The organism is Ruegeria sp. AB11 (assembly GCF_056536325.1).
Map to the genome: position 1 here is coordinate 3273794 of NZ_JBQFJO010000001.1, position 25599 is coordinate 3299392.

The window sequence follows — 25599 nt, forward strand, 5'->3', positions numbered from 1 at the left end:
GGTAGCGAACAGGAGAAATTTATGCGCCCCGAGATACGGAAGATCGTGACCTATGATGAAGAGGTTCTCATCGAAGGTTTCAAAGAAACACAACAACCTTGGCGCATGTTCGCTGTTGCCGCTGTTGTCAAAAACCCGTGGGCGGGGCGGTTTGTTGAAGACCTGAAACCCGAAATACAGGCCTATGGCCCTGTTTTGGGAGAGATGATGACCAACCGGATGATCACCCTGGCCGGCGGCGGAGATGCAATCGAAGCTTATGGCAAAGCCGCCGTGGTTGGTCTGAACGGCGAGGTCGAACATGCCTCGGGGCTAATTCATACGCTGCGCTTCGGCAATTTTTATCGTGAGGCGGTCGGCGCCAAATCTTATCTGGCATTTACCAATACACGCGGAACGGCCAATGCACCGATCATGGTTCCGCTGATGGACAAAAACGATGCAGGCCGGCGATCACACTACCTTACCATCCAATTCTCGATCCCAGATGCTCCGCGGGATGACGAGATCGTGGTGGTGCTGGGAGCAGCTACCGGTGGACGCCCGCATCATAGGATTGGAGATCGCTATCAGGATTTGAAGGATTTGGGCCATGATCTGGACAACCCGGCCGCGGTCTGATTTCGGACGCCTCCGCGCGATCCGCCAAGGTGACGGTCCTGCGGTTCTGTTGATACATGGTGTCGGGCTTCGGGCCGAAGCATGGAACGCGCAACTGGACACCTTGTCGTCAATGTTCCGTGTCACCGCAGTGGACATGCCGGGCCATGGCGCGAGCGCCTTGCCAGCCGGAGCAAAAGACCTCCGGGGTTATACAGATACGATTGCATCCGGCCTGGATACCCCGGCAATCGTCATTGGTCATTCCATGGGGGCCATGATCGCACTGGATCTGGCTGCGCGACATAAGGGAAAGGTGCTGGGTGTGGCGGCACTGAATGCCATATACAATCGAAGTGATACAGCCGCCAAAGCCGTAAAAGCCCGCGCATCTCTTTTGGACACAGAAACAGGTGCTGACCCGACGCCTACCCTGGCCCGTTGGTTCGGTGATGCAGATGTCATCGAGAAAGAGATTTGCAGAAATTGGCTCACAAACGTCGACCCAATGGCCTACCGCAGAGCCTACAGCATATTTGCGCATGAAAATGGCCCAGGTATCGACACGCTCTCTGCGCTGACGTGCCCCGCACTTTTCCTGACGGGGAGCGCCGAACCCAATTCGACTCCCGAGATGTCTGAAACCATGGCCTCGCTTACCCCGAAAGGAAAAGCCCAAATTATCAAAGGTGCTGCGCACATGATGCCCATGACACATGCAGCCGAAGTCAATTCTGCACTGCTGGAATTTGCTAGAAAGTCAGCTCATGACAGAGATTGATCCCCGCACCCTACGCAGCGCGTTTGGCCGTTTCATGACCGGCGTGACCGTGGTGACCTGCCGCGCAAATGACGGAACGCTTTGCGGTTTCACCGCCAATTCCTTTTCGTCGGTCTCGCTTGACCCGCCTCTGCTTCTGGTTTGTCCGGGTCGGTTTCTGTCGACCTTTGACCAGTTCTCGAACTGCAGTCACTTCGCCATTAGTATTCTGGCCGAGGGGCAGCAAGAAGTATCCACTACATTCGCCAGTTTCACCGGAGATCGTTTCGCCGCGGTCCCCCATACGCTCGATCTGAACGGCATTCCGTTGATCGATGGGGCTATTGCTCAGTTTTCTTGCAGCACATGGCAATCCTTGCCTGCAGGGGACCACCAAATCCTGATCGGAGAAGTGCAAGCGTTCACTGAATCCGACGCCCTTGGGCTTGGATATACCGGCGGGCAGTATTTCAGCCTTGGCCTCGAACGCGCCGCGATGGACCGGAATGGTGGAACAACAACTTGTGGCGCAATTATTAACTCAAACGACTGCGTTTTGCTGGAACTCACTGACGATGGATACCGACCGCCTCAGATCAGCCTAAGCGACATTGGCAATCTGCGGCAGGACCTGACCGACGCCCTCGCATTGCAGGGAAGCCCCGTCGAGCTTGGCCCGGTTTATTCTGTCTATGACGATGCGCAAAGCCAGACCCACCATGTTTACTTTCTGGCCCAAAGTGGCGTGCAAACCGGACAATCTTCGTTGCAACCCATCCCAACCGCTACCCTGCCGACCCTCTCATACACGACCTCCGCGATTGCCGACATGATGCAGCGGTATGCGCTCGAATCCCGTACGAACAGCTTTGGGTTTTACCTTGGAAATGCGGATCGCGGCGATGTTCATAGCTTGATTGAAAGGAACTGATCCATGGATTTTTCGCTTTTTGCGCACATGGAACGCATGACCCCTGATCAAAGCCAGGAAAATCTTCACAGCGATTTCATCGAGCTATGCAAAATGGCCGATGATGCCAGAATGCGTGCAGTCTGGACGGGTGAGCATCATGGAATGGATTTCACCATTTCCCCTAACCCTTTGTTGGAACTGGTCAACCTCGCCAATCACACCAACCATGTGAAACTTGGGACCGGTACAGTCATCGCCCCTTTCTGGCACCCCATCAAACTGGCAGGCGAAGCTGCATCGGCGGACCTGATTACAGGTGGCCGGATCGAGCTTGGCATCGCGCGCGGTGCTTACTCTTATGAATACGAACGTCTCATGCCGGGTATGGACGCGTGGGAGGCCGGGCAACGTATGCGCGAGTTGGTGCCTCTGATCCCCAAACTATGGGCTGGCGATTGTGCACATGAAGGAGAGTTCTTTCAGTTTCCCGCAACGACCTCTGCGCCGAAACCTGTTCAGAAAGACGGGCCTCCGATCTGGATCGCCGCGCGTGATCCCAACAGCCATGAATTTGGCGTTCACAACGGATTTAACATCCAGGTCACCCCACTCTGGCAAGGGATGGAAGAGATTGAGAGTCTGGTCGGCCGTTTCAATGACGCTTGCGAAGGGTATGCTGGGCCACGCCCCAAAATCATGCTCTTGCACCACACATATGTCGGAAAAGATGCAGCCGATGTAGATTTAGCTGCACAAGAGTTGTCGCGGTTTTATTGCTATTTTGGTGCATGGTTCCAGAACAAGCGGCCGGTGAAACAAGGTTTGATCCAACAACTGACCACAAAAGAAATGGCTGCCAACACGCTGATGGCCCCGGAAAACCTGCGGCGTGATCTGACGGTCGGAACCGCAACTGAGGTGATTGATCAGATCAAACGCTACGAAGATTTAGGGTATGATGAGTTTTCATTCTGGATCGACAGCGGCATGAGTTTTGAGCGTAAGCGCGCCTCGCTTGCCCGCTTTATCGACGACGTCATGCCAGCATTCCAGTGAGGGAAGAGATGGACCAGAAACCACATTACCAGCTTTTCATCGACGGGGAATTTACCGACGGTGCCCAAGGGCAAACCATGTCCTCGGAAAACCCCGCCACCGGAACACATTGGGCCACCTTTGCCTGTGCGGCACCCGACGATGTTGATTGCGCGATCAGTGCCGCTCGCAGGGCCCTCAACGACCCTGCATGGCGCGACATGACCCAAACTCAGCGTGGCAAGCTGTTGTATCGTCTGGCAGAATTGATCGAGGAGCATGCCGAACAGATCGGCCGCATCGAAACTACCGACAGCGGCAAGCTGCTGGCTGAGACTGCGGCGCAATCCGCCTATGTCGGGGATTACTATCGCTATTATGCGGGACTGGCAGACAAGATCGAAGGTGCAGTTCTGCCCATTGATAAACCCGACATGCATGCGTTTACCCAGCGCGAACCAATCGGCGTTGTGGTCGCGATCGTCCCCTGGAACGCACAGATGTTCCTGACCGCAACCAAGTTGGGACCGGCGCTGGCTGCGGGCTGTGCTGTTGTACTAAAAGCCTCAGAAATCGCTCCTGCGCCTCTGCTTGAGTTTGCCCGTCTCATTGAAAAAGCCGGGTTTCCGCCTGGCGTTGTATCGGTCCTCACTGGTGATGCCGAAAACTGCGCCATACCCTTGACGCGCCATCCGGATGTAGACCGTATCGCCTTTACCGGCGGGCCGGAAACTGCGCGTCATGTCGTTCGCAACTCGGCCGAAAATTTCGCGGTTACCTCGCTTGAGCTTGGGGGAAAATCCCCGATGGTCGTTTTTGATGACGCTGATCTCGATGGTGCCGCGAATGGATTGATTGCAGGAAATTTTGGCGCATCAGGGCAAAGCTGTGTGGCTGGTAGTCGTGGGCTTGTCCACCGCCCGGTATTTGAAAAGATCGTATCTCTGATTGAATCCAAAATGGAGGGCGTCACTGTCGGCGATCCTCTTGCGCCCGATACGCAAATCGGACCTCTTTGTACGTCAGCGCAGATACAGAAAATAGAGGCCGCGCTAAATGCCGCCCGTTCCGCGGGCGCGCGTATCCGTTTTGGTGGAAGCAGGTTGGAGCGCGCTGGCAACTATATGGCGCCGACGCTTGTGGAATGCCCCAATACCGACATCGAGACCCTGAAGGTTGAGATGTTTGGCCCGGTTATGTCCTTGATCCCGTTTGATACGGAAGAGGAAGCCATCGCAATCGCCAATGAAACGCCATATGGACTCGGCGCGGGGGTATTCACCCAAAACGTCGCCCGTGCACATCGTGTGTCAGGACGGCTCAAAGCAGGGATTTGCTGGGTGAACACGTATCGCGCAGTCTCTCCCATTGCCCCATTTGGTGGGTTTAATCAGTCCGGCTATGGGCGAGAGGCCGGGATTGACGTGGTTTATGACTACACGAGAACCAAAACCACCTGGATCAATACGTCAGATGCGGCAATGGCCAATCCATTCACCATGCGCTGACATTCATATGAACTGGAAATTTTTGAACCAACTTCTGACGGTTTGGTGACGGAATAGGCACCGCTTACAGCGATGATTTCGACCCAAATCCAGAAAAACTACAGATGCTTAACTGGGTCGACGCTGTTAGACACCGAGGTAACGAGTAAGGATCGTCTGATCTTCAGCGACATCTGCGGGTTGGACAGTCACACGATCTTGGCCGTTTTCAATAAAGGTTATCCGGTCAGCAATCGACAAAACCGCATCGATACGCTGTTCCACAAGGACGATAGCGTAGCCCTCTGCTTTCATTTTGACCACGACTTGCCGAATCTGTTCGATCATTGAAGGCTGCAAGCCTTCGGTCGGTTCGTCCAAAAGCAATACCTTGGGGCGCAGGCATAACGCTCGGGCTGTGGCCAACATCTGCTGTTCGCCTCCTGAAAGTGTACCAGCGACTTGGCTCAAACGTTCCTTGAGCCGGGGAAAGAGTTCAAGCACCCAATCTCGTGTATCTGCACCTTCACCCCGCGCCAAAAGGCCCATTTCGATGTTCTCTGAAACCGTAAGCTCAGGAAAAAGCCGCCGTCCCTGCGGGATATAGCCGATCCCACGTTGTGGCACGAGGTGTGCAGGCAGGCCGCTGAGGCGTTCGCCATCCAAGATGACCTCACCTTGGCTCAGGGGTAGTTGCCCCATGATTGCTTTCAGCAATGTCGTTTTACCCGCCCCGTTGCGGCCCATCAGGCAATGAATTTCCCCTGCACTGACGGTCAACGATACGCCAAACAGCACTTTTACCTTGCCATAGCCGGTGTGGATATTCTGGACCTCAAACATCGGCGGGCGCCCCCAAATAGGCGGATTGCACGGCAGCGTTCGCGCGAATTTCGTCAAAGGTACCTGATGCCAGAAGGCGCCCCTGATCCAGCACCGCAACATGATCAGCGGTTTCGGCAACCACCCGCATATTGTGCTCGATCAGCAGGATCGTAGTTTCTTCGGCCATCGTCCGCATGAGCGCCACAAACGCTTCAACTTCACCTTCGGCCAGACCTTGGGTCGGCTCGTCAAGGATGAAAAGCTTGGGATCCTGCGCCAGACCCATGGCAATTTCCAACACCCTTTGGTGACCATAACTGAGGTCCGAGGCGACCTGGCCAGCGCGATCCTTCAATCCAATTCTATCCAGCACAGCAGCCGTCTTTTCAGCATGGGCTACTTTGTCATGCGCAAGCCTGCGGCCGGCAGCAAGGGCGACGTTGTCTTCAACCGTCAGTCCGGGAAAGATCGAAGTGATTTGGAACGTATAGGCCATGCCGAGTTGCATGCGTTTATGTGCGGGCAGTTGGCTGATGTCCCGGCCTTCGAATGAAACGCTGCCGCGGGTTGGTGGAGTCCGCCCGCTAACCATTCCAACAAATGTCGACTTGCCCGCGCCGTTTGGCCCTATCAACGCTGTAATTGCATTCCTTCGCAGAGAGAAATCTATGTCAGTATTGGCCTGGAGCCCGCCATAGATCTTAGTCAGGCCTTTGGTCTCAAGGATATTTACGGCAACCATGACACAGCCCTCTTGCGTATTGTGCCCGCAATACCTTGGGGGGCGAACAGGGTCAGCAGAACCAAAGCAACACCGGCAACAAGCATATATGCGTTGGTGAAACTGCTAGAAATGTCGATCAGATAGAACATGAAGATGACACCGATGAGAGGACCGATCGTAGTTCCGGCCCCTCCCAGCAAAACCCACAGCAGCGGGAAGATGGAATAATGCACCGCAGCAAAGCTTGCACCGACATAGCCGAACAGCATCGCGTAGGCGGCGCCTGCGACGCCTGAAAACAGGCCAGATACAACCAGCGCAGCAAGTTTGAGCCGCCCTACGTCATATCCCAACATCCGGGCTCGCTCTTCGTTTTCCCGTATGGCAACCAGTCGCTTTCCAAATGGGCTTTGCACCAAACGCGCCATGGCCAGAAAGCAGATGGCGAAAAGGGTAAATGCAGCGAAGTAACGTGCCGTTTCCGTTGTCAGGTCAATCCCAGCGAGGTTGCGTTGGGCCTGTTGAATGATGAAGCCTTCGTCACCGCGCGTGTATTCTCCAAAATACAGGATCACGAGATAGAAGGTTTGAGCAAACATCAGCGTCACGATCATGAACGCGACACCGATGGTACGCAGCGCCAATAAGCCAACGCCCAGCGCCAACAACCCCGCAGCAAGTACGCCAACTGCAAAAGCTGGCAGCACTGACAATCCGCCGAAATTCATGCTCAGCCCAAACCCGTACATTCCGGCGGCAAAGAACATGGCGTGGCCGAGGCTCAGCAGGCCGGTATAGCCAAACAGCAGATTGAACCCGATGGCATAAATCGCAAGCACCATGATCCGCGAGAAGACTCCGACGTGATAGGCGGGCAGCACGAAGAACAATGCGATAAGCACAAGTAAGGTGCCGACATGCAAAGCGTTTGTTTTGGACACCGTCATTAGGCCGCCACCCGCCCCATCAAGCCTTGCGGCCGAAACACAAGCACCATTGCGACAAGGAAGGTCGCGATGATTTTGGCCAGAGTCGGCGAGAAAAAGACCGAGATAATGCCGTCGCTCATTCCGATCAGCACCGCTGCAATCACAGTGCCGGGCAAACTTCCGAGACCGCCGATGATTACCACGATAAACGCCAGCAACAATGGATCTCCGCCCATCAGATAATGGGCCTGCTGAATTGGAACCACTAACACGGCACCGAGAGCAGCCAGCCCTGCACCAAGGCCAAAAACCCAAGAGTACACACGATTGACCGGCACCCCAAAGGCCTGAGCCATCTCGCGATCCTGCTGCGTTGCACGCATGATCAATCCGATCTTGGTGCGCGTCAGAACAAACCAAAGCACCCCCAACACGGAAATCGCCGCAACTATCACGAACAGCTTGTAGGTCGTCACGCTTAGCCCCCAGGGCCAGATCAATTGGAATCCATCTGCACCAAATTCGAACCACGGCAGTGCCAGGCGAGTGTTGAATGGTGGCGCGACGGGCCGCGCCTCGGGTCCATACAGCATCAGCGTCGATTGCTGCACAATATAAAGTACGCCAATCGTGGCTACGATGGTCCGGTCCACGTCATAGTCGATCCGCTTTAGGATCAGCTGATCGACCCCCGCCGCAATGCAGCCGACCAAAACCGGCACTATAAGCAGGGCAGCCACGAAACCGAAACCAGCATGACCGCCGATCATCGTGCTTACCGCCCAGGCAAATACCGCACCCAGCATGAAGAACTCGCCATGGGCGACATTCACAACGCGCATGACGCCGAACACAATGCTGAGCCCCATTGCCGTCAGCACAAGAATAGCCGAAATGACCGCCCCCTCGATGGAGGCGAGCATCAGGTGAGGCCCGAAGTCCATACCCAGTCTCGCTTTTGCCTAATGTCGGGATCAGAAGGATTGCGTGGTGTAATCCACCTCATCTTCATAAAGGCCATCCTCGATTGACGCGGTATGCACCACATCAAGACGGCCATCACCAACCTTTGAGATGTACTGTTTGCCAAAGGTCTGATGGGTCTTGCCGTTAAAGACTTTTTCACCCTGCGGATGTTCGATGGATTCCGGCATGTCAGTCATCGCCTCGACCGCTTCGATCAGTTTGGAGCGATCTGCAGGCCCTTGGTAGTCCGCTGCTTCCATACCAGCTTTGATGATATGCATCGTTTCCCAACACCCGAACATATGAGCGTAAGTGGCAACATTGGCCGGGTCATCGATCGCAGCGCCACTGTCATTCACGCCAACTGCCGCACGATAGGCTGAGGCCGCCTCCGATTCGTTGGCTTGCTTATAGCGCGGCATGCCTTCCCAGAAATATGTGCCTTCGAGGAACTCAAGCCCGGGGCTTTGTATATCAACCGCTTCAAGGCTGTCGATAAAGCCAAAAATCTCGGGTCGGCTGGGCCCGAAGAACTCGCCCATTTCTTTGACGAATGTCAGCACTGCCGGGCCCACCATCACATGATAGATCACTTCGGTTTCGCGCGGGATGCTTGGGAAATAGCGGGTGAAGGTTGTCTCGGTGGGCGGGATCGCAATCTTCGCAACAACTTCGCCCCCCTGCGCCTCAATCGCTTGCGAGAAAAAGTCGCGATGATCATGGCCGAAAGCAAAGTCAGGATAAATCATCGTGACCTTCTTACCCAGATTGTCGGCGACGAAGGGTGCCATCGAAATAACCTGACTTTTCACATCAGTGATACCTGGTTGCAGCGTATAGCGATTCAGCATGCCGCTGGCGACATGGTGACCTTCGGAGACAACAAAATAAGGCAGTTTCAACTCGCCCGCGCGGGGCGCAGAGCCAATTACCACGTGGCTGAACAAGGTACCGAAAGCGACGTCTACCTCGTGTTGGTTGGCAAATTTCTCAAGCACTTCGGCCCCACGCCCGGGATCGGTTGCGTCGTCTTCTGTGATGATCTCGACCGGACGGCCATTGATGCCGCCCATTTCGTTGATGCGCGCAGCAGCGGCGTTGGTCGCCACGTCATACCAGCGGCCATATGCAGCGCCAATGCCAGTCGCGTGCTTTTGGAATCCGATCTTGATCGGTGCCGAGCTTTGCGCTTGCGCAAAACCAAGAGAACCGGGCAACACCCCACCCGCGGCCAGAGCACTTGCACCGGCCCCGAGACCAAGCAGTGTACTACGGCGACTGATCTTTGAAGTCTTTGTCATGGCGTTCATCTCCTCTGTTGTTTTTAGGGCGATGTTTCGCCTCTCTTTTTTGATCAGTTTGTATGTATACTAACGAGTTGTCTACATTTTTTAGGCTCCGCGCGGGCTGGAAAGCAGCCACAGCCCGAAAATCGTATAGAAAATCATCAAGATAGACAGACCCAATTGCAACAGCAGAATGTCCCTTCGGGATGTGCAAAGAGCCTCAGCTGTCCTGTGGCACAAGATGACCGCTAAAACATGCGACAATACAACGACACCCGCCTGGGTGAGCCAGATGGTCTTCACAGTTTCTGGAACCGTCAGAAACCCGACCCTGACGGGGCGGCTGCCTAGCCCGAACAGATTCCAGCCAAGCGCGAAAGGATCGGCCAGTGTTGCGACTACAACCTGAATTTGAACCAGAAACGTCACGAAGTAGTGGGCAAAATGATAGCCGATCGCAATCGGCAGCAAGGTGATGGAAAAGCGGATGAATGCTATTTTGAAGGAAACGGTCTCGTGCACCAGTACCGTTCCCAAGTAAACGGCGAGCGCAAAAACACACGTCAGCAGTAGCATACTGGTGTAGAGGCCAAGCGTCGTCGGCCAGATCATCGCGGTTCGCCCCGGATACTCCAAGGGATTGACCCCTAACTGATCCAGCCACCAGAAGGTCTCGTAGAGGCCATCGAAACTGCCGGATGCGAGAATAATTATTACAAAGGCCGCATGGCTTAGATCAAACTGATTACCGTGAAAGACTTGCCATCCCGGCACGCCAAATGCTGCCCCGCGCACCGATCTGATTGTACCGATCAGTGCGAACAAGACCGAAAAGCACTCGACCTGACCAAGCCAGGATTTGCGCCCAAAAAGGGTCATACCCAGTACTGTAAAACCCCAGTATCCAAGCGCGAAACTCGCAAGCCTGCCCGGATCGTTTGGTGCTGCATCGGCAAGAACAAAGCCCTGAAACGCCGCCATAAGAACAACAGCCGGCCAAATCGAAAGTTTTTTTGCAAGTGTCAGAGGTGCTTTGTGATCTGGGGCCAACAGACGGTGCAAGCCCGGCCAGGGATTAACCCATTTCCAGACATCGAAGATCAGCGCTTGCACCATGAAAAGCAACATCCACCATATGGTCCACAGCACCAAAGGCATGAGGTTCGCTTGCGGGTCCGTTGGGCCCCTTAGACCAATCAGGATCAACAACATCAGACAAAGGGAGGCTGCGATCTGACCCCAGTTGCACCATCGGCCTCGACCGCGCTTGAGAGGCAATGTAATGGGCCGCAGTATAACCTCAATCTGCCCTGGTCTCAGGCAAACAAGCAGCAGGATTGTCGCAGCCACAGTCGCAGTACCACCAGTGATGTAGGCGGTGGTGGGCAAAAGAAGCACAAAACCCTGATCGGCGGCATGGGCAAAGGCTGGTCCAGCAACCATAGTGGCGCAAATTAACGCTAGAAATGACTTCACAATCAACTTCACTTCGTTAGCATACACACAAATTCTTGCAAGGAGGCAAGTCAGATGAGCAAACGCTGGTTCGCTGTGGCAGGTATCGCGGCCGCGTTGGGTTTCGCCTACATATTCGCAGGTACGCCGCAAACTTCTGTAAAGGTCAGCGACGGGCGCGCCGCGCCGATGGGGGCGTCGGGATCGCTGTTCATGGTCACTCTCAAGCTGCAAAATGACGGTGACCCTCGCATTCTTCAAAGCGTCACGTCACCATCTGGAGCCCACACGTCATTAATGAACCCTGGCCATGACAAACCACTTGTAGTGCCTGGCGGCGATCCGGCGCAACTGGCAATGGACGGGGCCCATATCATGTTGCAAGTGCCCGACGGAAGCTTTCCCGAAGGCACTTATCATTCGCTGGCGCTCACGTTTGACGATGGCAGCGAGGTAGTGGCTCGCATCCTGAATCCAGAGGCGACCGGCAGTATGACGTCAATGGACCACAGCAATGCCAACGGCATCGAAATCTCCCCTAGCCCAACGATCGCGCTGGCTCAGGATCCGCAGGTCAGTACTAACGGATTTGCCGTTCAAATCAGCGTCAAAAACTTCGAATTTGTCCTTGTCGAGGACGGCACACCGCATATCGACGGTCAGGGTCACGCCCACATCTATCTGAACGGCCTGAAGCTTGGCCGACTTTACGAAAACAGCTTTCAGGTCGGAGCGCTGAAGCCCGGCGATTATGAATTAACTGTTGCGCTGAACTCTAACGACCACCGCCCTTACATGTCCAATGGCGCCCCCATCTCGGTAACCTACAGATTTACACTATGATGCGGATTGCTTTTGGCAAGTGACAAGCCTTCAGCGATTCACAGAAATACAGAACACAAGCAGTTGTTTTTAATCGACAAAAGCACGCTCAACAACAAACGTGTCTGGCTTACTGTTCGACCCCTCGACCAGACCAAACCCCTCGAGTAGAGCCTTGGTATCTTTGAGCATATTCATTGAGCCGCAGATCATGCCCCGGTCGGTATCTGGCGAAATTGGGGGAACCTCTAGGTCTCTAAACAGCTTGCCATTGGTCATTAGATCGGTAGTGCGGCCCATGAACGGATAGTCTTCGCGTGTGGTGGTCGCATAAAGGCGCAGACCATGCGCAAACTCTCCGCACAACGGATCGTCTTTCACAGACGCAACCAGGTTCTTGCAATAGGTGAGTTCAGCAACTTCGCGGCAGGTGTGGGTGACGATGACTTCGTCAAACTTCTCATAGGTCTCGGGGTCTCGGATCAAACTGGCAAAGGGCGCAAATCCGGTACCTGTAGAAAACATCCAAAGCCGTTTGCCGGGCAACAACGCATCGTTCACCAAGGTGCCCGTTGGTTTTCTGCGCATTAAAATAGTGTCACCTTCCTTGATCTTTTGCAGATGCTCGGTAAGTGGGCCATCCGGAACTTTGATCGAATAAAACTCCAACTCCTCATCCCAACTGGGAGACGCCACAGAGTAGGCCCGGAACACAGGCTTCTCGGCATTTGGCAGGCCAATCATCACAAATTCACCGGACCGGAAGCGGAAAGATGCAGGCCGCGTCATACGGAACCGAAACAGCCGATCAGTATAGTGCTGCACTTCAGTTACGGTCTGGGCAAATACACCCGCCGGGATCGGGAACTTTGTCTCTTTGGAATCGAGCGCCATCAGATCACCTCCTCTTGCCACCAAGAAAGCGGCCAGATGCCCTAACCATGAGGCATTCTTTGTCAGCCACCTTTGTCAGGCCATTCATTTCATTAGTATACTAATGATTATGGGGCAATGGAGTATCCTGTCAATTGATTTGTGAAGAATGCCTCTCGTCCCAGAATTATCTTGACGCATGCCCGCTAATTATATTCGTATACTAATGAATAGTGGGAGGATCTTATGGAAAAACTTGTCATAAAGAACATCGGCATGATCCTGTCAGGAAAAATGGAAGAACCGATTTTTGATGGCGATTGTCTGATTGCCATAGATGGTAAGATAGACGCATGGGGCAATGAAAAGGACCTCGATACCGACGACGCAACCAGCATCGTAGACGCCCATGGTGTGACGCTTGCCCCCGGTCTGATCGACAGCCATGTGCACCCGGTGGTAGGTGACTACACGCCCCGTCAGCAACAACTCCACTGGATCGACTCCACTCTGAACGGCGGCGTGACCACAATGATCTCGGCCGGAGAGGTTCATATGCCGGGGCGACCCAAAGATGTGATCGGCCTCAAGGCGATGTCGATCGCGGCACAACGCTGGTATGAAAATTTTCGCCCCTCCGGTGTCAAGGTCCATGCCGGCGCCCCTGTCATCGAACATGGCATGGTCGAGGAGGATTTCGCCGAACTGGCCAACGCCGGAGTGAAATATCTGGGCGAAGTCGGCTTGGGTTCGGTCAAGGACGGCAAAACCGCAAACCAGATGGTCGAATGGGCCAGAAAACATGGGATTCAGTCCACGATCCACACGGGAGGCCCATCCATCCCCGGGTCCGGCCTCATCGACGCGGATATGGTGATCGAGACGGGTACCGACGTGATCGGGCACATTAACGGTGGTCACTCGGCACTGCCGGATGATCAGATCATCTGCCTTTGTGAAACCTGCACCAAGCAAGCCTTTGAAATCGTTCATAACGGCAATGAACGCGCCGCGGTGCTTACGGTGAATACCGCGCGCGAGTTAGGCAAGCTGGATCAAGTGATCTTGGGTACCGACGGGCCAGCAGGGTCAGGTGTGCAACCGCTTGGAATCTTGCGGATGATTGCCATGCTGTCGGCCTTCGGAAACGTCCCCGCCGAGATTGCCTTTTGCTTTGGCAATGGGAACACCGCACGGCAGCGTGATCTGGATGTTGGTCTTATTGAAAAGGGGCGTTGCGCCGATTTCGTCCTGCTGGACCAAGCGCAGCACGCGCCCGGAAAAAACATGCTTGAAAGCGTCGCGCAGGGGAACCTGCCGGGTGTTGGCATGACGATCATTGACGGCGTGATCTGCTCGGAACGTTCTCGCAACACACCGCCCGCACAACGCCTGCCGGAACGTATTCTGTAAACTCGAATTTCAATGACTTGGGTTGTTTGACGCAAACTGCGGGCTACGCGATCTTTGAAGGTCAGGTGATCTTTTTGAGCAATGCCAGAAGGGTCTTTTGCTCGGACTTCTTGAGAGGTGCGAGGGTTTCTTGCGAAATCCCAAACCCGTCGGCGTAAAGCTGTTCCATCAACTCAGCGCCCGCCTCGGTCAATGAGATGATGGATCGGCGCTTGTCACCGGGATCGGCGGTCGCGCGCAAAAGCCCCTTGGCTTTCAGACGGTCAACCACCCCTTTGATCGTCGCAATATCCATTGCTGCAAGTCGGCCCAGCTGATTTTGCGACACCTCTTTCTTCTCGGCCACCCGGATCAGCGTGGCAAACTGCGTCGGCGTCAGGTCTTTGGAAATTCGGTTCTGAAAGATGATCGAATGGCGCTGGCTGGCCAGCCGCAAAAGATATCCGACCTGGTCTTCAAGATGGTAGGGATCGACGCTGTTTGACATAAGTGCTCCTAACGAAGCCCGTCTTTGCCTTCTGCTTCATCGTGGGTCAAGCCACCGACACGGGGTAATGGCCGCCCGCTGTCGGTCACGGCCACGGCCACCATGATTTCATTTGCACGTGGCGCATCGTTCAGCCGTACTTCGATGCCGTCAAAGTGGCTGCGCACATAGGCTGCGTCCTTGTGCCCAAGCGGTACATCAAGCACCTGACCAGGCGAACCCATCTTTTTCGAAGACGGCACCAAGGCGGCCCCTTTTTCCACTTCTTTACGCAACGGCGCGCCCAACTTGGGATGGAGGATCGCAGCGGCATGTTCCAACTCGCCATTTTCGCCGACCATGGCCGACTTGCCATAGCTCTCTGCCTGCTCTGGTGTGATGCCAAGGGCTTCTACGCATTTGCGACCCAACAGCGTGCCCAGCTCTGCACCGATCTCCATCAATGCGCTTAAGTCCTGAGTATAGGTGCCCGCAAACGGGTTCTCGATTACTGCAACGGCGACGGCCTTGCGGGTGGCCGGGTCGATCTTTCGTCCGATTTCGGAATGCGTTTCTTCGATGTTTACAGCGATCTTACGAATCTTAGCGCTCATCTCAGGCCGTCCTCTCCTTTGATATCCTTGGCTGCCAGGCCGCCAGCGCGGTCGTGGATGCGTGGTCCCGTGCTCATGACCAGAATGGCGGCCATTTCATGAGCTTTGGGCGCGTCGTTCAGGCCGACCTCCATACTGTCAAAGTGGCTTCGAACGTAAGAGGCATTTATATGGGTGATCGGCACATCGAGCCGCCCGCCAACGCCCGTGACTTTCTTGGTAGAGGGTACGATCGCGTTGGAATCATTGAGAAGTTCGCGCATCGCGTAACCTCCCGGAGCGTGCCACAGGGCGCCATGTTCCAGCTCACCCGCCTCACCTATCAATGCGCCTTTGCCATAGCCTTCAATCTTGTCCGCCCCATCCAGCATCTCGACCAATCGCTTCGCCATCTGCAAACCAAGTGGCTTGAGGTCCTCCATGAACCACTGAATATCAGGCTCGTAACGCCCGGCAAATGGGTTCTCGATGATCGCAATCGCCGCCGCCCGGCGCAGGGGGCTCGCCGGGGCCGGACCACCTTCGTGGAAAATCTCTTCGACAGAATAGGCTGTTTTCCGGACATTAAGCTGGGACATGTTGTATCTCTTGTTGGAACGAAAATGCGTGTGCACCGGTTGTGACAGATCGGCCCCGGAGGAACAAACCCGCAGACGCGATCCGTCCCAGGGCCTGAAACGATGTCGCGCGGTTGAGACCTCGGGCCAAAGCGCGTTCACAATCCTCGGCTGACAAAGCACCACAGCTAACAGTGACCGGCAAATCCCCCAAATCACTGCTCTCGTCGATATCGCAAGCGGCGCGACGTGTGATCGATGGATGACCCGGCAGGTCCACCGCATTGGCGATGAGTGTTGCCGCAACGTCAGCCTCAGCGGCCGATGAGGCGAGCACCGTCACGCTGTCCGCGATGCCCAGAGACAGGCTGCGCCCGTGGCGACCAGAGGTCGCAATACCCCTGATACGATCCTTGTCCGTAACTTCAATCCGACCCAATTCGCCGCCGTCATGGGCTTGGATCGAGGTATTGAAGCTCGTTCCTGGGGTCAGATATAGAGCAATATCTCCACCGTTGTTGACATAAGCGCGCGTGATATTCGCGCTTTGGGTCATTGCCGCAAGCACCTCATCCGCGATGCTTCCAGCCACGGCGGCCATCCGTGTGACGTACCCCACATCGGTCAACGGCAGACACGCGTCATGCATTCGACGCGCAACTGTGCCGTTGGGACGTTTTGTTAGCGGAGACAGCATTGCCCGGTGGTCCGGCAGTTCCTCAACAATCTCGGCGATGATCGTTTCGAAACGCTTTGCTGCGGCCCGGTACGCCTGATCCCGATCCCCTTCCACCCAAACAATCAGATCACTGGGGCCATGCTGCAGATGCAGCCGTTGGCCATCGGGCAACAGGCGCGCGCGCGGCCTCATTCTGCGTCCGCCTTCCAATTGTAATTTCCAAGATCCATAGGATCCCCGGCATTAGGTTTTTGTCGTACGTGGCGAGCCTGTTCCGAATTGATGTCACTGACGCGTCGCATGTGGTCCACATGTCCGCCCAGGGCAGCGTAATCTCTAACACGCAAGGTAAATTCGATGGGGGCGACAAGCGCGGGAGTTGGAACATAGCCAAAAGAATTCGTGGGCATATCCAACACATCTACCATTACAGTGATCCCGCCTCCGGGCCACACATAGGCATCTGCACCACCGCAAGACACGTGGGTCAGCGCGTCCTTGACCGATTTGGTCAGGCGTACGGGGTTCTCAGTAACGCCTGCGCGCAGCGATCCCCCTGCCCCACCCATGAACAGCACTGAACAAACCGAAGGTTCGCAGTTTTCCGCAATCAGCGCAGCTGAAGCCGCCAGTTTCGCGGGTACGTCCCGCAGTTGCGGGACAAGATCGGCGTCGAGTTCATAGTATGAAAACTGCTCACCCGTTGTGGACACCATAAATAGCCGCAGGCCTTCCCACGCTGTTTTGGGGTTGAAGGGGCCAAGGATCGCAAGAGGGTCCTCGATATCTGTCCCCCCCCAACCTGTACCGGGTTCAGCCACTTGAAAGTATCGCCCAGGCGTCGAGCGCCGTCCTTTGATCTTGATCCCCGTTGCCGGGACATCAAGCTGCTTGCCTGTCTCGTGCTCGCTGAGCACTCCAGTGATGTGGTCATCCACCACCACGACGTCGTCGACATGACCGATCCACTGTTTCGGGAACATGCCTATCGTGGCAGAACCGCAGCCTACGCGCATCAAGCTTTCAGTCACGCCATTGATGATAGGCGGTTTTCCCGCTTCAACCACAACTTCGGTGGAGTGATTCTCTTCGCCAATGACCATCGTGACAGGTTCTCGGTTACACAGCCGCAGCAGGGCGTCACATGTAACTCGGCCTTCTTTCTTGCTACCACCCGTGAGGTGCTCGACACCACCCAAAGACAGCATTTTCGAGCCGTATTCCGAAGTCATGACATGGCCGATCGGTTCCCCGTCGACGCGCACCACGTCTCGCTCATGGCCGATATGACGGTCAGTGTCGATCTTCACCTTCACACCGCAATAGCTAAAGATGCCCTCGGTCACGACCGTGACCATATCGACACCTTCAACTTCTTGGCTGGCGATAAAAGGCGCAGGCTTGTAGTCGGGATAAGTGGTTCCCGCTCCTACAGCTGTCACAAACTGACGCTCACCTTTGAAGATATCGCCATCCCATTCCTCTGTCGCGCCCTCGCCCATGAACGGAACGAGGTCTTGGCCGCTTTGGATGATTGTCAACGGATCAAGGCGAACCAGTTCGCCGCCGTGGTTTGCATAGCGGTCGCAGGCACCGGAATTGCCTTCTGCGATATAGCACATCACCGGGCAGGCGTCGCAGCGGATCTTTTCTGGCTTCGCAACTTCTGGCATTAGGATAGACTCTTCTTGAGGGCCGCATGGACGACGCTGGGGATTGCAGGTCCCTTGAACAGTCGTACCCCTGTTGCATGTTTGATTGCGTTCAGGATGGCCGGTGCCGTTGGGATCAACACATGCTCTCCCAGTCCCTTGGCGCCATACGGGCCATGCGCGTCGGTTTCTTCGATGATAATGGTCTCAATCGGGGGGATGTCACCGATTGTCGGGATCAGATAGTCATGCAGGTTCTCGGTCCGTCCCGGGATGTATTCCTCCATTAGCGCCATCCCCAGACCCTGAGCAATGCCGCCATGGACCTGCCCTTCGACTAGCATCGGGTTGATGGCCTGACCGACATCATGAGCCGCAATGAATTTCACTGGCGTGACTGTGCCCAGCGCGGTATCCACTTCGACAACAGCCAGATGCGCGGCATAACCGAATTGGGCGTAAGGATGCCCCTGCCCATTTTTATCCAAGGGCTTTGTCGGCGGATCATAGCTTTCTTCAGCGCGAAGAACATACCCATCCGAGTCCGCTTCTAGAGCCGAAAGATCCAGCACACGAGCCCCCCCGGCATCAGTCGCCTGAATTTCCCCGGCGCTGAACTCCAAGGCAGCATCTTCGGCAACGTTCAGACGTTCCAGTATCATGGCCCGCAATGCCTCACCCGAGAGCCGCGCCGCATTGCCCGAGACAAAAGTCTGGCGCGAGGCCGAGGTTTTGCCCGCATCCGGTGTCACATCCGTATCCGCTCCGACAAGCGTAATCTGACCCACCTCGGCCCCAAGTGCGGTAGCAAAAATCTGGGTAATGACGGTATTGGCCCCCTGACCGATATCCATCGCGCCTTGATGCAGCACCACCGTGCCATCAGCTCGAATGCCGCATTTGATGGCCGATGGATTGGGCAAAGACGTATTGCCACAGCCATACCATCCGCTGGCGATACCCACACCGCGTTTTACAGTGTCATTTTGTGCATTGAATGCCTCAACACCTGCACGCTCTTCCGTCCAGGCAAACCGCAACGCCTCAAGGCAGGCCTTGATCCCGACACCCTGGTCAAATACCTGTCCGCACACGGTCGGCACACCATTATCCAATGCGTTGAGAATACGGAACTCCAGCGCATCCATTCCCAGCTTCTCGGCCAGATCGTCGAAAAGACATTCTTGTGCAATGGCTGCCTGAGGCACACCAAAGCCGCGAAACGCCCCCGATGGCGGGTTGTTGGTATGCACACCCTTGGCCTGCGCGATGTAGTCCGCCACGCGGTACGGTCCCGAAGCATGGACTGGCACCCTGTTCGCCACCGTCGGTCCCCAACTGGCATAAGCCCCCGTGTCAAAGCGGCCACGAAAGTCAAAGCCACAGAGCTTGCCCGTCTTATCAGCACCGATCCTAAGCGTGATGTCTGAGGGGTGCCGCTTGGTCGAACATTGCATGGATTCAGTACGCGTGTAGCAAAGCCGCGCAGGTTTGCCCGTCTTCAGCGCCGCGAGTGCCAGGTAGGGCTGTACGCTCATATCCAACTTGGAACCGAAACCGCCCCCGGTGGCCGTTGGCACAACACGTATGTCCGAGCGGTCAAGCCCCAGAACACGCTCGAGCCCTTCGAGATCCATAACCGGGGCTTGCGTGCAGGCATGCACCTCAACGCGACCGTTTACGACTTCGGCGAAACCCGCTTCAGGTTCAATATAGGCATGCTCGACAAAGCCGCTTTCAAACCGGCCTTCCACGATTACATGCGCGCGTGCCAGGGCCGCATTTGGATCGCCACAGGTCACAAAACCAGCACACATCACATTGTTGTCCCGGCCATCATGTAGTTGATCGGCTCTTTCACCTTGGGCTGCGTCCATGTCTTGTAAGGCAGGCAGTTCGGTCCAAGTAATCGGTACCATTTCTGGATCGATGGCGCGAAGCACATCCCGAGCACCAATCAGTGCCGCGACAGCCTCTCCCCTGAAACGCGCTTCCCGCTCGGCAAAGACAGGCTGGTCTTCAAATCCGGGTATCACGCCAAAGTTGTTCTGGCCCTTCACGTCTTCCGCAGTCAGTACCGCGTCCAGTCCAGCCGCCTGCGCGAACCCTTCGAGGTCACCGATTTCAAAGACCGCCCGGGCATGGGGGGAGCGAATGACCAAAATCTCAAGGCACCCCACTGGTGCAATATCATCGCCGTACTTGATGGTAGCCGAAACTTTTTCGATCCCATCCAAATGCTTAACCGCATCGCCCACCTTACCCGCTTTCGCAATAGCAACCGAGGGCGCACCCATCACCGCGTCGATGATTTTGCGATAACCTGTACAGCGACATAGCACACCCCCTAAAGCATCCTGCACTTGCGCCTCGGTGGGCTCGGGCACGTCCCGCAGCAGCGCAACGGCAGATACCATCATGCCGGGCGTACAGATCCCGCATTGCGCCGCGCCATGATCCAGAAAGCTCTGCGCCAGCTTGGCTGCCACGGGGTCATTGGCATGTAATCCTTGCACAGTTTCGACCTCGCGCCCCGCAACCTGATGTGCTGGGGTCAGACAGGCGCAAACGGGCTCGCCCTCAAGCAGTACAGTACACGCGCCGCAATCCCCCGCATCGCAGCCAATCTTCACATCGCGTTGCCCCAAACCCTCGCGCAGAACTTCGGACAGTCGTTGGCCAGGGAAAAGCAATGGGGCCGCTTCACGTCCATTCAAACGAAATGGGGTCGGGGTGCCTGAAAGCGCTTTGTTCATCACGAAACCGCCTTGTGAATTGCACGCTGAATTTGATGACGCACTGCATCAAGCCGATACGAACTTGTCCCTCGGACATCATCGATCGGCGTTAATGCTGCGACATCAATCGGAGAAATCCTGACATCAGCGGGATCCTGACCGATCAGGCTCGCCTCTAACGCCGTAAGCCGTTGCGCTACAGCGGAACAGGACCCTACTGCGATGCGAGCCTCGGCTATTCTTCCCTTTGCATCCAAAAGAACATTTGCCGCTGTCATGGCGATGGAAATGACCAAATAGCGACGGCTCCCTAATTTTTCAAAACCAGACGTCATGCCAGCATGGGGTTTCGGCACGATGATCGCTGTCACCAACTCGTCATCCATCAACGCTGTTTGCCGCACACCGCTGATAAATGCCTCGAGGGGAAGAACACGCTTTCCCTTTGCTGCACTGGCCAGTTCAACCTCAGCGTTCAATGCAAGCAGAGGTGGAACACCATCGGCGGCGGGAGAGGCATTGCAAATGTTTCCGACAACCGTACCTGCATTTTGGATTTGCAGGCTTCCGACCTCGCGCGCCGCCTGTTTCAAGGCATCAAAGGCCCGAGGAAGATCAGTTCTAACAACATCCGACCATGTGACGGCTGCACCAATTCTTGTGCCCCCTTCAGATTGCGTGATGTCCGAAAACCCACCTATTCTTGTTACATCTAACAGACTTTCGGGATGCCGGCCTGCTTTCAAGGCCGGATAGAAATCTGTCCCACCCGCAACAACGCGGACCCCAGCCTGCTTAAGAATGCCCAGCGCATCAGGCAACAAGCTTGGTTGTGAGTAGGCCATGCACATATCCACTTTCATTAGCACACTAATGATAAGTGTGGACGTTTGCCAGAGTCAACAGAACTGTCCTGAGAACACATCCAATCCGACAGGGGCCGCAGTTTGAGCCAAGTGGGCCTCCGTATACCCAAGTTGACAGATTATCGAATCCGGATAAGGTACAAGCATGAACATGTCTGAACAAGAATCAACAAGCACTGACCGGATCGGAGCACCAAAATCTGTCAGGATCGCACTCATGCTGGAGGAAGAGATCCGGTCAGGTGGGTTGGATACAGGCGCACCGCTGGCCAGTGAGAATGCTCTGGTCAAACGGTTCTCGGTTAGCAGAAATACTATACGGAAAAGCCTCGATATCCTCAGCCGCAAGGGCCTGATCACGACCCGGCGCGGCATCGGATCATTTGTAACCTTCGGGGGAAAAACGATCGACGACCGCAAGGGATGGAGCGTTGCACTATCCTCGGGTGAAACCGAACTTGCGACGCGGATTCTTCGCCTGACACGCGGTAAAATGGATTTAGCAGACGCACCCGAAAGTGTCGGCACCGATGTCTTGATGGTCGATCGTTTACGTTTTCGTGTGAACACCGGTCAGGGAGTGTCGCTAGAACGCAGCCGTGTCCCATGGCGTTCAGAGTTTTCCGAAATAATTGAGACCGGCCTAGAAAACGGCTCTTTGACGGAAACGCTTCGCAGTCGCGGGTTGGCAGTCAACGGTGGTAGCGAATGGGCGCGTGTGTTGCCCGCGCTCAGCGCGGAAGACGCGGCTGTCATGGGGCGCGTGTCAGGAGAACCGATGTTGCGGCTGTGCCGGTTAACCCGTTCAGCCGACGGGGACTCCCTGGAATTTGTCGAGAGCATTCTGGACCCAGACCTGTTTGGTCTGCACATGGAGTTTTGACGGCTATGGCCACTGCAGAACTGGCTTTCAGTCGCGCTTGCGGCGCTCTTGCCGGAATGGCCATCGGGGATGCGTTGGGTATGCCCTCACAAACGCTGTCGCGCTCAGAAATAGCGCAACATTATGGCGAGATCACAACTTATGTCGCCCCCTACCCCGACCATCCGGTCTCTCATGGCCTACAGGCGGCGCAGGTGACGGATGACACCGAACAGGCATTTTTGTTGGCTCAACGTCTTGTGAAAGATGGCGAAGGGTTTGACGAGGCGCTTTGGGCGCAAGACCTGCTGGATTGGGAGGGTGACGTCCGAGCCCGTGGTTTGCGCGACCTGCTGGGTCCATCTTCCAAAGCGGCTCTTGCAGCGATGCTGAACGGAGAACCAGCCAGCGAAACGGGGCGCAACGGAACGACAAACGGCGCTGCGATGCGAATTGCACCGGTTGGGATCGCCACGCATTTCTCGCCAACGCAGAATTTCTTGGACCGCGTGGAACTGGCCTGCCGTATGACGCATAACACGGGCGAAGCCATCGCCGCTGCTGCTGCTGTTGCCACTGTCGTCAGCTGTGGTGTGGATGGTCTTGATTTCGACTCAGCACTCGACGCAGCGCTGGACGCCGCAGAGCAAGGGCAGAAACGCGGCCATCGGTTTGGCGAAGCAAACATGCGCCGTCGGATTTCAAACGCACTTGATCTCGCTGATCAGGGCCTGACCGATGTAGAATTCGCGCAAATCGTCGGAACTTCTGTCTCTTCGTATGAATCTGTCCCGGCGGCCTTTGGCATCGTAAGGATGGCGTCGGGGGATGTTTGGAAGGCCACCCGAATTGCCGCGAATATCGGGGACGACACAGATACAATCGGCGCTATTGCCGGAGCGATGGCCGGGGCATGCGCCGGAATTGAAGCCGTCGCGCCCGCTGTACTCGACCCTGTTCGTGCTGCCAACAACTTACCCATCGAAGTAATAGCGGAACAGTTGCTTTCTCTTCGCCATACGTCTGACGCAAAGACGGAGGCCGAAAGATGACCAATCGTCTTCTTCAGATGTCAGGTGTTGTGGCCGATCTGCTCTATCAGGTCGAAGCTGTTCCAGCGGTTGGTGAAGAAGCTATCGTCAAGGGTTTCTCCATCGCACCTGGTGGCGGGTTCAACGCCATGGTGGCCGCGAAACGCGCAGGTATGATGGTATTCTATGGAGGCTCTATCGGATCTGGCCCATTTGCCAATATTATTCGCGAAGGTCTTAACACCGAAGGTATCCCGTTCCTGCGGGCACAAGACCTAACACGCGATCAGGGCTGCTGTACCGTGATGATCGACCCTCAGGGTGAGCGGACCTTTGTGGCAAGCGACGGTGCTGAGGGGCACGTGACTGCCGAGGACTTAACGCAGATCAGCTTTGCCGAATTCGACTGGACCCTTTTGTCTGGCTACGCTCTGCACTACACGGGCTCGCGTGATGCGCTGCACCAGAGGTTATCTTCGGTTGCCCGCATCAATAACCTGGTGTTCGATCCTTCGCCCATCATCGCTTCTCTCCCACATGAGGTGCTGCAGACGGTGTTGAGACGGGCCAGATGGATCAGTGCAAATGCGCGCGAAGCTGCGGTTCTGACTGGTCACACGGACCCTGTTGCTGCTGCCAGAGCACTTGCTGAAACCCGCCCTGATGACGGTGGAACTGTTGTGCGACTGGGGGAAGACGGCTGCATTCTGGCCCGGCCTGATGCTCTTCACCATATCCCAGCTTACCGCGTTCAAGCGGTGGACACCAACGGCGCTGGTGACACCCATGTTGGCAGTTTCATCGCGCGAATGGCGCGCGGTGATACCCCGAAGGAAGCAGCCATTTACGCAAATGTCGCTGCGGCGTTGTCAACCACACAACAAGGGCCCGCAACGGCGCCGACCCAAGCGGTCGTGGCGGACGCCCTAAACAAGAAAGAGGCGGGTTGATCGAGAACCAAAGCTAAAGACCATTCAATCGGGAGATCACAATGAACAAACGTATCCTATTAGCAACCACAGTTGCTTTGACAACAACGGGCGCGGCCGTTCTGGCCGATGAGATCCGAGTTCTCAATTGGCAAGGGTATGGAACCGACGAAGACTGGGCCATTTCTGCCTTTACCGAGGCAACGGGCCACACCGTCGTTCATGAATACTTCAATTCTGAACAAGAGATGTTGACCAAGCTTCGGACCAACCCCGGTGCCTATGACGTCGTGCTGATCAACGCGGCCTTTACGCCACAGGCGCAGGCCGAGGGGCTGATAGGGCCAGTGGACAGCTCGATGGTCGCGAATTTTAGCGACGTGCCCGAAAATCTGGCCGCCAATCCGGACCTCAACGCCGGAGGTGCGCTGCATGGAATGCCTTGGACCTGGGGCCTGACATCCTTTGCTGTGAACACCAATGAATTCAACGAGATGCCAACGTCGATCGAGGTATTTTGGGACACGGCGCACGAAGGCAAAGTCTCGATCCGCGATGACGCGTTGGAAGCCGTACAATTCGCAGCTATCGCAACGGGCCAGGATATCAACGACATCCAGGATCTCGATGCCATCGAGGCCAAACTTGCCGAGTTGATGCCTCAGATCAAAACCTATTGGGGTTCGGAGAACGACTGGAACCAGTTCATGGCCGCGGGCGATCTGGATGTGGCGACCTTCTGGTCAGGTTCTGCGAGCCGCTCGATGGCTTCCGGACTACCGGTTCAATTCATCGTGCCGGACGAGGGTGCAATCGGCTGGTTGGATGGTCTGTCGATCCCAACATCATCGACCAAGAAAGAGGCTGCACACGCCTTTATCAATTGGATGATCGACCCTGAGTTCTACGTCATATGGGCCGAAAGCGGTGCCCCAGCTTCGGCCAATGCCAAGGCCGCCGCTGCGTTGCCTGATGACGCCTTCAACAAACGCGTTCTGGGCGACCCCGCAGTCGTGGCACGCGTCCAGTTCCAGCGTCCGGTCTCGGATGAAAATCGCGAGAGATACCTTGAGCTCTGGCAAGGGTTGAAAGCCGCCCAATAAGCCCAGGCACGCTA

The 25599-nt window shown here is 55.7% G+C and carries 25 protein-coding genes; 11 read left to right on the forward strand and 14 right to left on the reverse strand.

Annotation, left to right across the window (positions count from 1 at the left end; genetic code table 11):
• The first annotated feature begins 21 nt into the window (after window positions 1-21).
• From ACR3EJ_RS16360 to ACR3EJ_RS16380, 5 genes are read left to right on the forward strand one after another with little or no spacing between them, the layout of a single operon-like run.
• On the forward strand, window positions 22-621 hold the full coding sequence (locus ACR3EJ_RS16360; protein WP_170477060.1) for an amino acid synthesis family protein: 600 nt from the start codon (window positions 22-24) through the stop codon (window positions 619-621).
• The gene (locus tag ACR3EJ_RS16365) at window positions 593-1381 is read left to right on the forward strand and encodes an alpha/beta fold hydrolase (RefSeq protein ID WP_170543570.1); all 789 of its coding nucleotides are present in this window, start codon (window positions 593-595) and stop codon (window positions 1379-1381) included. The genes ACR3EJ_RS16360 and ACR3EJ_RS16365 overlap by 29 nt, the downstream gene beginning before the upstream one ends.
• Window positions 1368-2291, forward strand: coding sequence for a flavin reductase family protein (locus tag ACR3EJ_RS16370; protein ID WP_170543568.1), 924 nt, complete (start codon window positions 1368-1370; stop codon window positions 2289-2291). The genes ACR3EJ_RS16365 and ACR3EJ_RS16370 overlap by 14 nt, the downstream gene beginning before the upstream one ends.
• 3 nt (window positions 2292-2294) lie before the next feature.
• Window positions 2295-3329, forward strand: a complete 1035-nt coding sequence (locus ACR3EJ_RS16375; protein ID WP_170543566.1) for an LLM class flavin-dependent oxidoreductase — start codon at window positions 2295-2297, stop codon at window positions 3327-3329.
• Window positions 3330-3337: 8 nt separating this feature from the next.
• On the forward strand, window positions 3338-4816 hold the full coding sequence (locus ACR3EJ_RS16380; RefSeq protein WP_170543564.1) for an aldehyde dehydrogenase: 1479 nt from the start codon (window positions 3338-3340) through the stop codon (window positions 4814-4816).
• A 126-nt stretch (window positions 4817-4942) separates the two neighbouring features.
• Here the strand turns inward: ACR3EJ_RS16380 and ACR3EJ_RS16385 are convergent, their stop codons facing one another.
• The 6 genes from ACR3EJ_RS16385 to ACR3EJ_RS16410 all read right to left on the reverse strand — a co-directional run bounded on the left by ACR3EJ_RS16385 (window position 4943) and on the right by ACR3EJ_RS16410 (window position 11001).
• Window positions 4943-5638 (reverse strand): ABC transporter ATP-binding protein, encoded by a 696-nt coding sequence (locus ACR3EJ_RS16385; protein ID WP_170543561.1) that lies wholly within the window; start codon window positions 5636-5638, stop codon window positions 4943-4945.
• On the reverse strand, window positions 5631-6362 hold the full coding sequence (locus tag ACR3EJ_RS16390) for an ABC transporter ATP-binding protein (protein ID WP_170543559.1): 732 nt from the start codon (window positions 6360-6362) through the stop codon (window positions 5631-5633). The genes ACR3EJ_RS16385 and ACR3EJ_RS16390 overlap by 8 nt, the downstream gene beginning before the upstream one ends.
• Window positions 6350-7291 carry a branched-chain amino acid ABC transporter permease gene (locus ACR3EJ_RS16395; RefSeq protein ID WP_170543557.1) on the reverse strand — a complete coding sequence of 314 codons (942 nt, stop codon included), beginning with the start codon at window positions 7289-7291 and terminating at the stop codon, window positions 6350-6352. The genes ACR3EJ_RS16390 and ACR3EJ_RS16395 overlap by 13 nt, the downstream gene beginning before the upstream one ends.
• The gene (locus ACR3EJ_RS16400; RefSeq protein WP_170477078.1) at window positions 7291-8217 is read right to left on the reverse strand and encodes a branched-chain amino acid ABC transporter permease; all 927 of its coding nucleotides are present in this window, start codon (window positions 8215-8217) and stop codon (window positions 7291-7293) included. The genes ACR3EJ_RS16395 and ACR3EJ_RS16400 overlap by 1 nt, the downstream gene beginning before the upstream one ends.
• Before the next feature lie 30 nt (window positions 8218-8247).
• Window positions 8248-9540 carry an ABC transporter substrate-binding protein gene (locus tag ACR3EJ_RS16405; RefSeq protein WP_010442637.1) on the reverse strand — a complete coding sequence of 431 codons (1293 nt, stop codon included), beginning with the start codon at window positions 9538-9540 and terminating at the stop codon, window positions 8248-8250.
• A 90-nt stretch (window positions 9541-9630) separates the two neighbouring features.
• Window positions 9631-11001, reverse strand: coding sequence for a hypothetical protein (locus ACR3EJ_RS16410; protein ID WP_170543555.1), 1371 nt, complete (start codon window positions 10999-11001; stop codon window positions 9631-9633).
• A gap of 54 nt (window positions 11002-11055) precedes the next feature.
• Between ACR3EJ_RS16410 and ACR3EJ_RS16415 the strand changes: the two genes are divergently transcribed.
• Window positions 11056-11823, forward strand: coding sequence for a copper chaperone PCu(A)C (locus ACR3EJ_RS16415; RefSeq protein WP_170543553.1), 768 nt, complete (start codon window positions 11056-11058; stop codon window positions 11821-11823).
• Window positions 11824-11892: 69 nt separating this feature from the next.
• Here the strand turns inward: ACR3EJ_RS16415 and ACR3EJ_RS16420 are convergent, their stop codons facing one another.
• A complete protein-coding gene (locus tag ACR3EJ_RS16420; protein ID WP_170543551.1) occupies window positions 11893-12696 on the reverse strand; it encodes a ferredoxin--NADP reductase in 804 nt (267 codons plus the stop codon).
• Between the two features lie 225 nt (window positions 12697-12921).
• On the opposite strand from ACR3EJ_RS16420, the gene ACR3EJ_RS16425 reads away from it, so the two are divergent.
• Window positions 12922-14088, forward strand: coding sequence for an amidohydrolase family protein (locus tag ACR3EJ_RS16425; protein ID WP_170543549.1), 1167 nt, complete (start codon window positions 12922-12924; stop codon window positions 14086-14088).
• Window positions 14089-14149: 61 nt separating this feature from the next.
• Here the strand turns inward: ACR3EJ_RS16425 and ACR3EJ_RS16430 are convergent, their stop codons facing one another.
• The 7 genes from ACR3EJ_RS16430 to ACR3EJ_RS16460 are packed head-to-tail and all read right to left on the reverse strand — an operon-like array spanning window position 14150 to window position 21639.
• Window positions 14150-14575: a MarR family winged helix-turn-helix transcriptional regulator gene (locus ACR3EJ_RS16430; RefSeq protein ID WP_170543547.1), complete on the reverse strand. Its 426-nt coding sequence runs from the start codon at window positions 14573-14575 to the stop codon at window positions 14150-14152.
• A gap of 8 nt (window positions 14576-14583) precedes the next feature.
• Window positions 14584-15168 carry an amino acid synthesis family protein gene (locus tag ACR3EJ_RS16435; RefSeq protein ID WP_170543545.1) on the reverse strand — a complete coding sequence of 195 codons (585 nt, stop codon included), beginning with the start codon at window positions 15166-15168 and terminating at the stop codon, window positions 14584-14586.
• Window positions 15165-15746 (reverse strand): amino acid synthesis family protein, encoded by a 582-nt coding sequence (locus ACR3EJ_RS16440; RefSeq protein ID WP_170543543.1) that lies wholly within the window; start codon window positions 15744-15746, stop codon window positions 15165-15167. The genes ACR3EJ_RS16435 and ACR3EJ_RS16440 overlap by 4 nt, the downstream gene beginning before the upstream one ends.
• Entirely contained in the window at window positions 15733-16596 is an 864-nt protein-coding gene (locus ACR3EJ_RS16445) for a UPF0280 family protein (protein WP_480423138.1), read from the reverse strand. Before ACR3EJ_RS16445 ends, ACR3EJ_RS16440 begins: the two co-directional genes overlap by 14 nt.
• Window positions 16593-18077, reverse strand: coding sequence for a 6-hydroxynicotinate reductase (locus ACR3EJ_RS16450; RefSeq protein ID WP_170543540.1), 1485 nt, complete (start codon window positions 18075-18077; stop codon window positions 16593-16595). Before ACR3EJ_RS16450 ends, ACR3EJ_RS16445 begins: the two co-directional genes overlap by 4 nt.
• A complete protein-coding gene (locus tag ACR3EJ_RS16455) occupies window positions 18077-20812 on the reverse strand; it encodes a molybdopterin cofactor-binding domain-containing protein (RefSeq protein WP_170543538.1) in 2736 nt (911 codons plus the stop codon). The genes ACR3EJ_RS16450 and ACR3EJ_RS16455 overlap by 1 nt, the downstream gene beginning before the upstream one ends.
• On the reverse strand, window positions 20812-21639 hold the full coding sequence (locus ACR3EJ_RS16460; protein WP_170543536.1) for an FAD binding domain-containing protein: 828 nt from the start codon (window positions 21637-21639) through the stop codon (window positions 20812-20814). Before ACR3EJ_RS16460 ends, ACR3EJ_RS16455 begins: the two co-directional genes overlap by 1 nt.
• 172 nt (window positions 21640-21811) lie before the next feature.
• Here ACR3EJ_RS16460 and ACR3EJ_RS16465 point away from each other — a divergent pair, with 172 nt between their 5' ends.
• From ACR3EJ_RS16465 to ACR3EJ_RS16480, 4 genes are read left to right on the forward strand one after another with little or no spacing between them, the layout of a single operon-like run.
• Entirely contained in the window at window positions 21812-22543 is a 732-nt protein-coding gene (locus ACR3EJ_RS16465) for a GntR family transcriptional regulator (RefSeq protein ID WP_170543534.1), read from the forward strand.
• Between the two features lie 5 nt (window positions 22544-22548).
• Entirely contained in the window at window positions 22549-23574 is a 1026-nt protein-coding gene (locus ACR3EJ_RS16470; RefSeq protein ID WP_170543532.1) for an ADP-ribosylglycohydrolase family protein, read from the forward strand.
• A complete protein-coding gene (locus tag ACR3EJ_RS16475; protein ID WP_170543530.1) occupies window positions 23571-24503 on the forward strand; it encodes a PfkB family carbohydrate kinase in 933 nt (310 codons plus the stop codon). Before ACR3EJ_RS16470 ends, ACR3EJ_RS16475 begins: the two co-directional genes overlap by 4 nt.
• A 41-nt stretch (window positions 24504-24544) precedes the next feature.
• Window positions 24545-25585: an extracellular solute-binding protein gene (locus ACR3EJ_RS16480; RefSeq protein ID WP_170543528.1), complete on the forward strand. Its 1041-nt coding sequence runs from the start codon at window positions 24545-24547 to the stop codon at window positions 25583-25585.
• Window positions 25586-25599: the final 14 nt, after the last annotated feature.

Excerpts from the sequence above, each read along its gene's own strand:
- ACR3EJ_RS16460 (WP_170543536.1), bottom strand. The coding sequence starts at position 21,639 with ATGGCCTACTCACAACCAAGCTTGTTGCCTGATGCGCTGGGCATTCTT.
- ACR3EJ_RS16375 (WP_170543566.1), top strand. The coding sequence starts at position 2,295 with ATGGATTTTTCGCTTTTTGCGCACATGGAACGCATGACCCCTGATCAA.
- ACR3EJ_RS16425 (WP_170543549.1), top strand. The coding sequence starts at position 12,922 with ATGGAAAAACTTGTCATAAAGAACATCGGCATGATCCTGTCAGGAAAA.
- ACR3EJ_RS16385 (WP_170543561.1), bottom strand. The coding sequence starts at position 5,638 with ATGTTTGAGGTCCAGAATATCCACACCGGCTATGGCAAGGTAAAAGTG.
- ACR3EJ_RS16470 (WP_170543532.1), top strand. The coding sequence starts at position 22,549 with ATGGCCACTGCAGAACTGGCTTTCAGTCGCGCTTGCGGCGCTCTTGCC.
- ACR3EJ_RS16435 (WP_170543545.1), bottom strand. The coding sequence starts at position 15,168 with ATGAGCGCTAAGATTCGTAAGATCGCTGTAAACATCGAAGAAACGCAT.
- ACR3EJ_RS16455 (WP_170543538.1), bottom strand. The coding sequence starts at position 20,812 with ATGAACAAAGCGCTTTCAGGCACCCCGACCCCATTTCGTTTGAATGGA.
- ACR3EJ_RS16370 (WP_170543568.1), top strand. The coding sequence starts at position 1,368 with ATGACAGAGATTGATCCCCGCACCCTACGCAGCGCGTTTGGCCGTTTC.
- ACR3EJ_RS16360 (WP_170477060.1), top strand. The coding sequence starts at position 22 with ATGCGCCCCGAGATACGGAAGATCGTGACCTATGATGAAGAGGTTCTC.
- ACR3EJ_RS16480 (WP_170543528.1), top strand. The coding sequence starts at position 24,545 with ATGAACAAACGTATCCTATTAGCAACCACAGTTGCTTTGACAACAACG.
- ACR3EJ_RS16390 (WP_170543559.1), bottom strand. The coding sequence starts at position 6,362 with ATGGTTGCCGTAAATATCCTTGAGACCAAAGGCCTGACTAAGATCTAT.
- ACR3EJ_RS16465 (WP_170543534.1), top strand. The coding sequence starts at position 21,812 with ATGTCTGAACAAGAATCAACAAGCACTGACCGGATCGGAGCACCAAAA.
- ACR3EJ_RS16440 (WP_170543543.1), bottom strand. The coding sequence starts at position 15,746 with ATGTCCCAGCTTAATGTCCGGAAAACAGCCTATTCTGTCGAAGAGATT.
- ACR3EJ_RS16430 (WP_170543547.1), bottom strand. The coding sequence starts at position 14,575 with ATGTCAAACAGCGTCGATCCCTACCATCTTGAAGACCAGGTCGGATAT.
- ACR3EJ_RS16415 (WP_170543553.1), top strand. The coding sequence starts at position 11,056 with ATGAGCAAACGCTGGTTCGCTGTGGCAGGTATCGCGGCCGCGTTGGGT.
- ACR3EJ_RS16405 (WP_010442637.1), bottom strand. The coding sequence starts at position 9,540 with ATGACAAAGACTTCAAAGATCAGTCGCCGTAGTACACTGCTTGGTCTC.
- ACR3EJ_RS16475 (WP_170543530.1), top strand. The coding sequence starts at position 23,571 with ATGACCAATCGTCTTCTTCAGATGTCAGGTGTTGTGGCCGATCTGCTC.
- ACR3EJ_RS16395 (WP_170543557.1), bottom strand. The coding sequence starts at position 7,291 with ATGACGGTGTCCAAAACAAACGCTTTGCATGTCGGCACCTTACTTGTG.
- ACR3EJ_RS16445 (WP_480423138.1), bottom strand. The coding sequence starts at position 16,596 with ATGAGGCCGCGCGCGCGCCTGTTGCCCGATGGCCAACGGCTGCATCTG.
- ACR3EJ_RS16365 (WP_170543570.1), top strand. The coding sequence starts at position 593 with ATGATCTGGACAACCCGGCCGCGGTCTGATTTCGGACGCCTCCGCGCG.
- ACR3EJ_RS16400 (WP_170477078.1), bottom strand. The coding sequence starts at position 8,217 with ATGGACTTCGGGCCTCACCTGATGCTCGCCTCCATCGAGGGGGCGGTC.
- ACR3EJ_RS16450 (WP_170543540.1), bottom strand. The coding sequence starts at position 18,077 with ATGCCAGAAGTTGCGAAGCCAGAAAAGATCCGCTGCGACGCCTGCCCG.
- ACR3EJ_RS16420 (WP_170543551.1), bottom strand. The coding sequence starts at position 12,696 with ATGGCGCTCGATTCCAAAGAGACAAAGTTCCCGATCCCGGCGGGTGTA.
- ACR3EJ_RS16380 (WP_170543564.1), top strand. The coding sequence starts at position 3,338 with ATGGACCAGAAACCACATTACCAGCTTTTCATCGACGGGGAATTTACC.